Here is a 12,227-nt window from a genome sequence, read left to right as displayed (position 1 = left end):
CGCATCACGGACGAAGCGGCGGCGCATGGATGGGCGGATTGCGGGCCCGCGACGGGCAACACGGCAATGCGGTTCATCCTGCGAAGCTTCCCTACGCCGGTCTCAACCGGATCAGGTTCGAAGGGTCTGTCTCAATCACCGGCCAGGCCGGCGATACCCCCGCTTCGGCGCGAATTAGACCACAACACCGCAGCCGGGCGTATTCAGTCGAGCGGTGCAGGCGTCAGCAACGCGGTCGGTGCGGGAACGAAAACCGTCGCATCCCCGAACTCCGGCCAGCCCGCACGCAACGCGGCCATCACCGACGGCGCTTCGTCATGGGCCTCGAGCAGCCAGGCCGCGAACTGCTGGCACGGCACATCGGCCGCGGGACGGCACAGGAGCGGACCCGGCGGGATGGGCTCCGAGCGCCACAGTTCGACCACGCCGGTCGGGCGTTCGGCGTCGTAGACATCGGCGGCGAGTGCGGCGACGTCGGCCTTGCCGGACGCGACCGCTTGCAGTGCGGCCGCATGCGAGCCGGCATAGGCAAGGTGGGCGAAGGCCGTTGTCGGTTCCAGGCCGCGTCGGCGCAGTTCGCGCACCGGGACGAACCCACCCGAGGCCGAATCGCGGCCGACGAGCACCAAGCGGAGGCTCCTCGCCACCCGCTCCAGTTCGCCCGCCTGCTCAAGGCCCGCGCGCGCGACCAGCACCGCGCGGTAGCGGTCCGCCTGCAACGCCGGCACCTGCGGAACAGGCAGTGTCGTCAGCGGCTCGCTGGCGCGACGCGCCTGCAGGTAGCTGTGCAGGTTGGGCACGACCACGTCGGCCTCCCCACGACGCAGTGCGTCGACCAGGGCAGTGGGCGAATCGAACAGGCGCACCTGCACCGGATGCCGCGCCCGCAGCCCCAGGTAATCGGCAAGCGGCTGGATGGCCGCGGCCCGGTCGCGTTGCGGATAGGCGTAGGTGGCGATCACCCAGGGCCGTGGCAGTGTCTGCTGGGCCCACACGGGCGCGAACGACAGCAGCGAGAGGACGACGACAAGAAGGGCGCGGGTCATCCCGCTATCAGACACCATCCAGCAACTGCTTGTCGCGTACCGCGCCCTTGTCGGCGCTGGTCGCGAGCAACGCGTAAGCCTTCAATGCCGTGGTGACCTTGCGCGTCCGCGGCTGTGCGGGCTTCCAGCCTTTCGCGTCCTGCGCGGCGCGGCGCGCCGTGAGTTCATCGTCGGAGACCAGCAGCGCGATGGCACGCTGTGGAATATCGATGCGGATGCGGTCCCCGTCGCGCACCAGGCCGATCGCGCCGCCCGCGGCCGCTTCCGGCGACGCATGCCCGATCGACAGCCCGGAGGTGCCGCCGGAGAAACGCCCGTCGGTCAGCAGCGCGCACCGCTTCCCGAGTCCTTTCGATTTCAGGTAGCTGGTCGGGTACAGCATTTCCTGCATGCCCGGCCCGCCCTTGGGGCCTTCGTAGCGGATCACGACGACGTCGCCGGACTTCACCTCATCGCCGAGGATGCCGGCCACCGCCGCATCCTGGCTCTCGAACACCCGCGCCGTCCCTTCGAACACGTGGATCGATTCGTCCACGCCCGCCGTCTTCACCACGCAGCCGTCCACCGCAATGTTGCCGTACAGCACCGCCAATCCGCCCTCCTGCGAGAACGCGTGCTCGACGCTGCGGATGCAGCCTTCCGCGCGATCGGTGTCCAGCGACGGCCAACGGGTTTCCTGGCTGAAGGCGACCTGGGTGGGGATGCCGGCCGGCCCGGCCTTGTAGAACGTGGCGACGGATTCGTCCTGGTTGGTTGCGACATCCCACTTCGCGATCGCGTCGCCCAGCGTCTTCGCGTGCACGGTCGGGACATCGGTATGCAGCAATCCACCGCGTGCGAGTTCGCCGAGGATCGCCATGATGCCCCCGGCGCGGTGCACGTCCTCGATGTGGTACTTCTGCGTGTTCGGCGCCACCTTGCACAGCTGAGGCACGCGTCGTGACAGGCGGTCGATGTCACGCATGTCGAACGGCACTTCGCCTTCCTGCGCCGCAGCCAGCAGATGCAGGATGGTGTTGGTGGAACCGCCCATCGCGATGTCCAGCGTCATCGCGTTCTCGAACGCCTCGAACGTCGCGATGCCACGCGGCAGCGCCGTTGCGTCTTCACCGCCGTACCAGCGGTGGCACAGTTCCACCGCCACCACGCCGGCACGCTTGAACAGTTTTTCGCGATCCGCATGGGTTGCGACCACGGTGCCGTTGCCCGGCAGCGACATGCCAAGCGCTTCGGTCAGGCAGTTCATCGAGTTCGCGGTGAACATGCCGCTGCACGAGCCGCAGGTCGGGCAGGCGCTGCGCTCCACGGCCGCGACTTCTTCGTCGGACACGTTGGGGTCCGCCGCCATCACCATCGCATCGACGAGGTCGAGTTTGTGGTCGGCCAGGCGCGTCTTGCCGGCCTCCATCGGCCCGCCCGACACGAACACGGTGGGGATGTTCAGCCGCAGCGCGGCCATCAGCATCCCGGGCGTGATCTTGTCGCAGTTGGAGATGCAGACCAGCGCGTCGGCGCAATGCGCGTTGACCATGTACTCGACGGAGTCGGCGATGACCTCGCGCGATGGCAGCGAGTACAGCATGCCGTCGTGGCCCATCGCGATGCCGTCATCCACCGCGATGGTGTCGAACTCCTTGGCCACGCCGCCGACGCGCTCGATCTCGCGCGCCACCAACTGGCCCAGGTCCTTGAGGTGCACATGGCCCGGGACGAACTGGGTGAAGGAGTTGGCGATGGCGACGATGGGCTTGTGGAAGTCGGCATCCTTCATGCCGGTGGCGCGCCACAGCGCACGGGCACCGGCCATGTTGCGGCCGTGGGTGGAGGTTTTGGAGCGGTACTCGGGCATGAAATCCAGCAGTGCGGCGATGACGTGGGAAGCCTTGATTCTGCTGCGTTTCCACGGTTTCAGTTGCAACCATATCTACTGAAATCATCCGATCGTCGCAAAGGCGGGAAAACCGCTTGACACGCTTCGGAGCGGCATGTTTCCCTTGCCGCATGTTGCAGCGCCACACGCCCACGACGACCGACCTCACCGCACCCGCTGCGGCGTCCTTCCTCGTACTCGTCCTTATTACCTCGCCCACAACTGCGGGACGGACCGGCGCGTAAGCAACAGACAACGCCAGATTCGCAAAACCCCGCACTGAGAAGTGCGGGGTTTTTTGTTTAAGAGCCTTTCCCTTCACCTCAACCTCCAGGAATCCCGCTCCATGACCACCGCCAACGCTCTCCCGCAACCCAAGATCGCCGTCGTCGGCTACGGCAGCCAGGGCCGCGCGCACGCGCTGAACCTGCGCGATTCGGGCTTCGACGTCACCGTCGGCCTGCGCCCGGGCGGCCCGACCGAAGCCAAGGCGCAGGCCGACGGCTTCGTGGTGAAAGCGGTCGCCGACGCGGTGAAGGACGCCGACCTGGTCGCGGTGCTGACCCCGGACATGGTGCAGAAGAAGCTCTACACCGACGTGCTGGCGCCGAACATGAAGCAGGGCGCGGTGCTGCTGTTCGCGCACGGCCTCAACGTCCACTTCGGCATGATCGAGCCGCGCTCCGACCTGGACGTGGTGCTGGTGGCGCCGAAGGGCCCGGGCGCGCTGGTGCGCCGCGAGTATGAGATCGGCCGCGGCGTGCCCTGCATCTACGCCGTGCACCAGGACAAGAGCGGCAAGGCCGAGCAGTTCGCGCTGGCTTACGCAGGCGGCCTGGGCGGCGCGCGCGCCAACATCATCAAGACCACCTTCAAGGAAGAGACCGAGACCGACCTGTTCGGCGAGCAGGCCGTACTGTGCGGCGGTGCGTCGTCGCTGGTGCAGGCCGGCTTCGAGACGCTGGTGGAAGCCGGCTACCAGCCGGAGATCGCCTACTACGAAGTGCTGCACGAGCTGAAGCTGATCGTCGACCTGTTCTACGAAGGCGGCATCACCCGCATGCTGGAGTTCATCTCCGAGACCGCGCAGTACGGCGACTTCGTCAGCGGCCCGCGCGTCATCGACGCGTCGGTGAAGGCGCGCATGAAGGACGTGCTGACCGACATCCAGAACGGCACCTTCACCCGCAACTGGCAGGCCGAGTACGACGCCGGCCTGCCGAATTACAAGAAGTTCCAGCAGGCGGACAAGGACCATCCGATCGAGAAGGTCGGCAAGGAGCTGCGCGCGAAGATGGTGTGGCTGCAGGCCAACGCCGCGCAACCCGATACAGACGAGCAGGCCGCCGCATGAACGCCGCCGCGGCCACTGCCCCACGCAATGGCGCCCGCTGGCTGGCCCACGCCCTGGAAGCCGAGGGCGTGGACACGCTGTTCGGCTACCCGGGCGGCACCATCATGCCGTTCTACGACGCGCTGGTGGATTCCAACCTGAAGCACATCCTGGTGCGCCATGAGCAGGGCGCGGCGCTGGCCGCCAACGGGTACGCGCGCGCCAGCGGCAAGGTCGGCGTGTGCGTGGCCACCTCCGGCCCAGGCGCGTCGAACCTGGTGACCGGCATCGCCGATGCGATGCTGGACTCGGTGCCGATGGTCTGTCTGACCGGCCAGGTCGCTACCACGCTGATGGGCACGGACGCGTTCCAGGAGCTGGACGTGTTCGGCCTGACCCTGCCGATCGTGAAGCACAGCTTCGTCGCCCGGCGCGTGGACGACCTGCCGGAGATGGTGCGCGAAGCCTTCCGCATTGCGCGCGAAGGCCGTCCCGGGCCGGTGTTGATCGACCTGCCGAAGGACGTGCAGATGAGCGATGCGTCGCACTTGCCCGACCATGTGCCAGCCAGTGTCGATCCACTGCCGGCGCCCGACGACGCCAGGCTGGCCGAAGCGCTGGCGGCCATCGCCGGTGCCGAGAAGCCGCTGATCTACGGCGGTGGCGGCATCGGGATCGCCGACGCGGTGGATGCCTTCCGCCAGTTCGTCGACGCCACGAAGATCCCCACCGTGCTGACCCTGCGCGGTCTGGGCGCCCTGCCCGCCAGCCATCCGTACTACCTGGGCATGCTGGGCATGCACGGCACGCGGGCGGCCAACATGGCCACGCAGGAATGCGATCTGCTGATCGTGGTCGGCGCGCGCTTCGACGACCGCGCCACCGGCAAGCTGGCCGAGTTCGCCCCGTTCGCCCGCGTGCTGCACGTGGACGCCGATGCCTACGAGATCGGCAAGCTGCGCACGGCGGACATCGCAGTGCCCGGCGACATCGCCACCAGCCTGAAAGCGCTGACGGCGGCACGCAGCACCTGCGACGAATGGCGGAAGCACTGCCTGGGCAACCGCGAGCGCTTCGGCTTCCGCTACGACGCACCCGGCACCGACATCTACGCGCCTGGCCTGCTGAAGCGACTGAGCGAGGTGGCACCAGCGGACGCAATCGTCGCGTGCGACGTGGGCCAGCACCAGATGTGGGTGGCGCAGCACTGCAAGTTCACCCATCCGCGCAACCACCTGACCAGCGGCGCTCTCGGCACGATGGGCTTCGGCCTGCCGGCGGCGATGGGCGCGCAGTTCGCCTGTCCCGACCGCACCGTCATCCTGGTCAATGGCGACGGCGGCTTCATGATGAACGTGCAGGAGCTGGCCACCATTGCCCGCTGCAAGCTGCCGGTGAAGATCGTGCTGATCGACAACAGCGCGCTGGGCATGGTGCGGCAGTGGCAGGAACTGTTCTTCGCCGAACGCTACAGCGAGATCGACCTGTCCGACAACCCGGATTTCGCCGCGCTGGCGCGCGTGTTCGGCATCCCCGCGCACCACATCAGCCTACGCGACGAAGTCGAAGGCGCGCTGGCCGACCTGCTGGCCACGCCAGGCCCGGCGCTGCTGCACGTCACCATCGACATCAAGGCGAACGTCTGGCCGCTGGTGCCGCCGAACCACGCCAACAGCTCGATGCTGGATGCCAATCCCGCAAAACAATCCGCCGAGGCTGCCGTCACGGCCGACGGCCCGGAGAAGAAGAATGCGTTACCGGCTTGAACTCAAGCTCAAACCCGCCGAGGGCGCGTTGCTGCGCGTCCTGGGCATGATCGAGCGCCGTGGTTTTCCACCCCACGCGGTCCATGCCACCCACGACAGCGAGGGCTATTGGGCACTGGCGCTGGTGATCGACAGTACCCGCGCGCCGGAGACCCTGCGCCAGCAACTGCTGAAGATCTACGATGTCGAGGAACTGTCCTTCAGTGCCGTGCAGGAACTGAGCAGGGATCGTCGCCACCAGGACCGCGCCGCATGAAGGCCACGCCCGCCAACGCGGACGTCGTGGTCCGGAGGCGTCTTCTTCGACATCAGCCGCACACGTGCCGCGATGCCTGATGCCGGCCGCGCCACCGCCAGCAACGACCCCGACGTAGGCGACGTCGTCGTCACCGTGGCCGACGTGCTGGCGGCGCAGGCGCGGCTGCGCCGTTACCTGCCGCTGACCCCGATGCATCACGCCGAACGCTTCGGCGTGATGCTGAAACTGGAAAACCTGCAGCGCACCGGATCGTACAAAGTCCGTGGCGCGCTGAATGCGCTGCTGGCAGCGCGCGAGCGTGGCGACCAGCGTCCGGTCATCGCCGCGTCCGCCGGCAATCATGCGCAAGGCCTGGCCTGGGCCGCTTACCGCCTGGGCGTGCAGGCCATCACGGTCATGCCACATGGCGCGCCGGCCACCAAGATCGCCGGCGTCGCCCACTGGGGCGCCACCGTGCGCCAGCACGGCAACAGTTACGACGAAGCGTTCGCCTTCGCCAGGGAACTAGCCGAACAGAACGGCTACCGCTTCCTGTCCGCCTTCGACGACCCCGACGTGATCGCCGGCCAGGGCACGGTCGGCATCGAGATCGCCCCCTTCACGCCCGACGTCGTCATCGTGCCGATCGGCGGCGGCGGCCTGGCATCGGGCGTCGCGCTTGCGCTGAAGTCGCAAGGCGTACGCGTGGTCGGCGCGCAGGTCGAGGGCGTGGATTCGATGATCCGCGCGATGAAAGGCGATGTCTCGCCGGTCGATCCGGTGGCATCGCTCGCAGATGGCGTGCGCGTGAAGGTACCCGGCTTCATCACCCGACGCCTGTGCACGCAGTTGCTTGACGACGTGGTGATCGTGCGCGAAGCCGAACTGCGCGAAACGCTGGTGCGGTTGGCGCTGGAAGAGCACCTGATCGCCGAGGGCGCCGGTGCGCTGGCGCTGGCCGCTGGTCGCCGCGTGGCTGGAAAACGCAAGTGCGCCGTCGTATCGGGCGGTAACATCGACGCCACGGTACTCGCGCAACTGCTGTCCGACGTGCGCCCCCGTCCGCCGCGCAAGCCGCGCCGGCGTACCGTAGAGGGCGAACCCTCGCTTGCCCACGGCCGCGCCACGCCGCGCGCGGCCACGCCCCGCCCCGCCATCAAGACCGGCGCGCGCCGTACTCCGGCCGCCGCCCTGGAAACAGAAGTACACGAGGAAACCATCTGGTGAATACGACCATTCCCACACCCGCACAGATCCGAATTTTCGACACGACGCTGCGCGACGGCGAGCAGTCCCCCGGCTGCAGCATGACGCCGCAGCAGAAGGTGGTGATGGCCCGCGGCCTGGCCGACCTTGGCGTCGACGCCATCGAAACCGGCTTCCCCGCCAGTTCGCAGTCCGACCGCGAGGCGCATGCGCTGATCGCGCGCGAACTGCGCGAGACCACGCTGGTCGTGCTGTCGCGCTGCCTGCCGGGCGACATCGAAACGTCGCTGCGCACGCTGTCGGCCTCCGCCAAGCCGCGCCTGCACCTGTTCCTGTCCACCAGCCCGCTGCATCGCGAGCACAAGCTGCGCATGAGCCGCGAGCAGGTGCTGCAGTCCATCGACTCGCACGTGCGCCTGGCGCGCGGCCACGTCGATGAGATCGAGTTCTCGGCCGAGGACGCGACGCGCACCGAGGAAGACTTCCTGCACGAGGCCATCGCGGCCGCCATTGCTGCCGGCGCGACCACCATCAACCTGCCGGACACGGTGGGCTTCACCACGCCGGAGGAAATCCGCGGCATGTTCGAACGCGCGATTGCCAACGTGCCGGGTGCCGACAGGGTCGTGTTCAGCGCCCACTGTCACAACGACCTGGGCCTGGCCGTGGCCAACTCGCTGGCGGCCATCGAAGGCGGCGCGCGCCAGGTGGAAGGCTCGATCAACGGCATCGGCGAACGCGCGGGCAACTGCGCGATCGAGGAGCTGGTGATGGCGCTGAAGGTTCGTAACGCCTTCTACAACCTGGACACGCGCATCGATACGCGCCGCATCGTGCCGACCTCGCAGCTGCTGTCGCGCCTGGTGGGCATGCCCGTCCAGCGCAACAAGGCCATCGTCGGCGCCAATGCGTTCGCACACGAATCCGGCATCCACCAGCACGGCATGCTGCGCCACCGTGGCACCTACGAAATCATGCAGCCGCAGGACGTGGGCTGGCCGTCGTCGCAGATGGTGCTGGGCCGCCACAGCGGCCGCGCTGCGGTCGAGCAGCGCCTGCGCGCGCTCGGCTACTGGCTGGAGGAGGACGAACTGAAGCTGGTGTTCGAACAGTTCAAGGCGCTGTGCGAGAAGCAGCGCGTGGTGGGCGATGCCGACCTGCAGGCGCTGATGCAGGACGCCGCGGTCAGCGATGGCTACCGGCTGTCTTCGATGACGATCAGCGACGTCGGCAGCCGCGCCAACGCGCTCGTCGAGCTGTCGGATCCGGACGGCAACCGCATCTCCGAAACCGCACAGGGCAATGGCCCGGTCGATGCATTGTTCAGCGCACTCGCCGCCGCGACCGGCGTGCAGCTGCAACTGGAGAGCTATCAGGTGCACAGCGTCGGCATCGGTGCCGATGCGCGCGGCGAAGCCAGCCTGTCGGTACGCTGCGATGGCGAAGAATACGAAGGCACGGGCACCAGCAAGGACATCATCGAGGCCAGCGCGCTGGCCTGGCTTGACGTCGCGAACCGGCTGCTGCGCCAGCGTCGCGTCGAGAAGCAGGAAGCGGCCGCCGCCTGAGAACCTTCTGTCGTCATTCCGATGAAAGCCGGAATGACGGCGGGAGAGGAAAGCACCGCCCTGATCGACACACCATGAAAAGCATCACTGGAACCCCCGCATGACCGCACCACGCACCCTGTTCGACAAGCTGTGGGACGCCCACGTCGTCGTCCCCGAGACCGACGCGGCACCCGCCGTGCTGTACATCGACCTGCACCTGATTCACGAGGTCACCTCGCCGCAGGCCTTCACGGAGCTGGCTACTCGCGGCCTCTCGCCGCGCCGCCCGGACCGCACCAAGGCGACGATGGACCACTCCACGCCGACCCTGCCGGCTGGCCCGGACGGGAAGCTGCCTTACTACACGCAGGCCGCCGAAACGCAGGTGGACACGCTGGCGCGCAACTGCGCGCAGCACGGCATCGAGCTGTTCGACATGGCGTCGCCGAACCGTGGCATCGTCCACGTCATCGCGCCCGAGCAGGGCTTCACCCTGCCCGGCATGACCATCGTCTGCGGCGACAGCCACACCAGCACGCATGGCGCGTTCGGCTCGCTGGCCTTCGGCATCGGCACCAGCGAAGTCGGCCACGTGCTGGCCACGCAATGCCTGCTGCAGCGCAAGCCGAAGACGATGGCCATCACCGTCGACGGCGCGCTGGCGCCGGGTGTCGGTGCGAAGGACATCGTGTTGCACGTCATCGGCGTGATCGGCGTCAACGGCGGCACCGGCCATGTCATCGAGTTCCGCGGCAGCGCCATCGAGGCGCTGGACATGGAACAGCGCATGACCCTGTGCAACATGTCGATCGAAGCCGGCGCCCGCGCCGGCATGGTGGCGCCGGACCAGACCACGTTCGACTGGGTCGCACGCACGCCGCGTGGTCCGAAGGGCGATGCGTTCGACGCGGCCGTGGCGTACTGGACCACGCTGCGCAGCGAGGACGGCGCCACGTTCGACGCCGAGGTGCGCATCGACGCCGCCGACATCCGCCCGACGTTGACCTGGGGTACGCATCCGGGCACCGCGATCGCGGTGGATGCGTTGATTCCAGCGCCCGCGGATGCGGCCGCGCAGAAAGGCCTGGATTACATGCACCTGAGCGCCGGCCATAGTCTGGAAGGCACGCCGGTCGACGTGGTGTTCGTCGGTTCTTGCACCAACGGCCGCCTGCGCGACATGCGCGAAGTGGCGCAGGTACTGCGTGGCCGCAAGGTCGCGACGGGCGTGCGCATGCTGGTCGTGCCCGGTTCGGAGATCGTCAAGCGCGAGGCCGAAGCCGAAGGCATCGACCGGATCGTGCGCGACGCGGGGGCCGAATGGCGTGAGCCCGGCTGCTCGATGTGCATCGCAATGAACGGTGACCTGGTCGCGCCCGGCCAGTTGGCCGTCAGCACCAGCAACCGCAACTTCGAGGGCCGCCAAGGGCCGGGTGCGCGCACGCTGCTGGCATCGCCATTGACGGCTGCATGGGCGGCGGTGAATGGGCGCGTCAGCGATCCGCGCCAGCTGTTCGGTGCGCAGAAGGAGGTGGCGTGATGCCCGGCTTCCGCGAACTGCGCTCGAAGAGCGCGGTGTTGGCGCAGACCAACATCGATACCGACCAGATCATCCCGGCACGCTTCCTGTCCACGACCGAGCGTGCCGGTCTGGGCAAGAACGCCTTCCACGACTGGCGCTGGCAGGCGGATGGTTCGCCGAACCCGGCGTTCCCGTTCAACCAACCGGAGAACCTCGGGCGCAGCATCCTGCTGGCGGGCCGCAACTTCGGCTGCGGTTCGTCGCGCGAACATGCCCCCTGGGCACTGACCGACCTCGGCCTGCGCGCCATCGTCAGCAGCGAGATCGCCGACATCTTCCGCAACAACAGCCTGAAGAACGGCCTCGTACCGGTCGTGCTGCCGGAAGAGATCGTGCAGTCGCTGATGCAGAGACCTGACGATGAGCTGGTGGTCGACATCGCGAGCAAGGAGTTGCGCGCGCCCGACGGCTCGGTCTTCACGTTCCCGCTGGATGCCTTCGCGCAGACCTGCCTGCTGGAAGGCGTGGACGAACTGGGCTACCTGCTGGCCCGCCACCCCGACATCGAACACTACGAGGCCACCCGCCATGCACGCTGACATCGCTCTCCTGCCGGGTGACGGCATCGGCCCGGAAGTCACCGCAGCTGCCGTCACCGTGCTGCGCGCACTGGCGCGACGCCACGGCCACACGTTCGACTTCCACGAATACGACATCGGCGGCATCGCCATCGACCGCCACGGCGAGCCGCTGCCGCAGACCACGCTGCAGGGCTGCCAGCAGGCGAACGCCGTACTGCTGGGCGCCGTCGGCGGCCCGAAGTGGTCGGATCCGAACGCGAAGGTCCGCCCTGAGCAGGGCCTGCTGGCGCTGCGCAAGGGCCTGGGCCTGTTCGCCAACCTGCGTCCGGTCAGGCCGCATCCGGCCGCGCTCAATGCATCGCCGATCAAGCCACACCTGCTGACGGGCGTGGACATCGTGGTCGTGCGCGAGCTGACGGGCGGCATCTACTTCGGCGAAAAGACCCGCGATGCGCGCGGTGCAAGCGACCTGTGCAGCTACAGTGTGACCGAGATCGAGCGCGTGGTGCGCAGCGCGTTCAAGCTGGCCCGCCAGCGCCGCAGCTACCTGGTGTCGGTGGACAAGGCCAACGTGCTGGAAACCTCGCGCCTGTGGCGCGACGTGGCCACGCGGATCGGCCGGGAGGAATTCCCGGACGTGAAGCTGGAGCACCAGCTGGTCGACTCGATGGCGATGCACCTGCTGGCCAAGCCGCGCGAATACGACGTGATTGTCACCGAGAACATGTTCGGCGACATCCTGACGGATGAGGCCTCAATGCTGGCCGGTTCGCTGGGTCTGCTGCCCTCCGCCTCGCTGGGCGATGGCAAGGTCGGCCTGTACGAACCCATCCACGGGTCCGCGCCCGACATCGCCGGCAAGGGCGTCGCCAATCCCTACGCGACCATCCTGAGCTGCGCGCTGCTGTTGCGGCATTCCTTGGGCCTGCACGAGGAAGCCGACTGCATCGAGCGGGCCGTGGATGGCGCGCTCAACGCGCAGGTCTTCACCAACGACCTGGCCACGGGTGGCCGTGGTGTGTCCACGCAGGCGGCGACGCAGGCCGTGCTCGAACAGATGCAGGCGCATTGCTACGTGGCGGAACTGCGCGACTGAGCCTTGCGGCGCGACGCCC

10 protein-coding genes and 1 riboswitch are annotated in these 12,227 nt (G+C 67.9%); of the genes, 8 read left to right on the top strand and 2 right to left on the bottom strand.

The window, feature by feature from the left end:
- Positions 1-70: 70 nt before the first annotated feature.
- A riboswitch (TPP riboswitch) is annotated at positions 71-171 on the bottom strand.
- Positions 172-203: 32 nt separating this feature from the next.
- Positions 204-1,046, bottom strand: coding sequence for a PhnD/SsuA/transferrin family substrate-binding protein (locus tag FB548_RS03090; RefSeq protein ID WP_185741951.1), 843 nt, complete (start codon positions 1,044-1,046; stop codon positions 204-206).
- Between the two features lie 7 nt (positions 1,047-1,053).
- Positions 1,054-2,895, bottom strand: a complete 1,842-nt coding sequence (gene ilvD, locus FB548_RS03085; RefSeq protein ID WP_142124080.1) for a dihydroxy-acid dehydratase — start codon at positions 2,893-2,895, stop codon at positions 1,054-1,056.
- Positions 2,896-3,262: 367 nt separating this feature from the next.
- Between ilvD and ilvC the strand changes: the two genes are divergently transcribed.
- From ilvC to leuB, 8 genes are all read left to right on the top strand, one after another.
- Positions 3,263-4,270 (top strand): ketol-acid reductoisomerase, encoded by a 1,008-nt coding sequence (gene ilvC, locus FB548_RS03080; protein WP_142123276.1) that lies wholly within the window; start codon positions 3,263-3,265, stop codon positions 4,268-4,270.
- A complete protein-coding gene (gene ilvG / locus FB548_RS03075) occupies positions 4,267-6,015 on the top strand; it encodes an acetolactate synthase 2 catalytic subunit (RefSeq protein ID WP_142123275.1) in 1,749 nt (582 codons plus the stop codon). The genes ilvC and ilvG overlap by 4 nt, the downstream gene beginning before the upstream one ends.
- A complete protein-coding gene (locus FB548_RS03070) occupies positions 5,999-6,271 on the top strand; it encodes an ACT domain-containing protein (RefSeq protein ID WP_142123274.1) in 273 nt (90 codons plus the stop codon). Before ilvG ends, FB548_RS03070 begins: the two co-directional genes overlap by 17 nt.
- A gap of 72 nt (positions 6,272-6,343) precedes the next feature.
- Positions 6,344-7,480, top strand: coding sequence for a threonine dehydratase (locus FB548_RS03065; RefSeq protein ID WP_142123273.1), 1,137 nt, complete (start codon positions 6,344-6,346; stop codon positions 7,478-7,480).
- Positions 7,477-9,027, top strand: coding sequence for a 2-isopropylmalate synthase (locus FB548_RS03060; RefSeq protein WP_142123272.1), 1,551 nt, complete (start codon positions 7,477-7,479; stop codon positions 9,025-9,027). Before FB548_RS03065 ends, FB548_RS03060 begins: the two co-directional genes overlap by 4 nt.
- Positions 9,028-9,127: 100 nt before the next feature.
- On the top strand, positions 9,128-10,549 hold the full coding sequence (gene leuC / locus FB548_RS03055; protein WP_142123271.1) for a 3-isopropylmalate dehydratase large subunit: 1,422 nt from the start codon (positions 9,128-9,130) through the stop codon (positions 10,547-10,549).
- Entirely contained in the window at positions 10,549-11,130 is a 582-nt protein-coding gene (gene leuD / locus FB548_RS03050; RefSeq protein WP_142123270.1) for a 3-isopropylmalate dehydratase small subunit, read from the top strand. Before leuC ends, leuD begins: the two co-directional genes overlap by 1 nt.
- Entirely contained in the window at positions 11,120-12,208 is a 1,089-nt protein-coding gene (gene leuB / locus FB548_RS03045) for a 3-isopropylmalate dehydrogenase (protein ID WP_142123269.1), read from the top strand. Before leuD ends, leuB begins: the two co-directional genes overlap by 11 nt.
- Positions 12,209-12,227 lie beyond the last annotated feature (19 nt).

The organism is Pseudoxanthomonas sp. 3HH-4, from assembly GCF_006716465.1.
Taxonomy (GTDB): Bacteria; Pseudomonadota; Gammaproteobacteria; order Xanthomonadales; family Xanthomonadaceae; genus Pseudoxanthomonas_A.
This window is presented reverse-complemented; position numbering and strand designations above follow the sequence as displayed.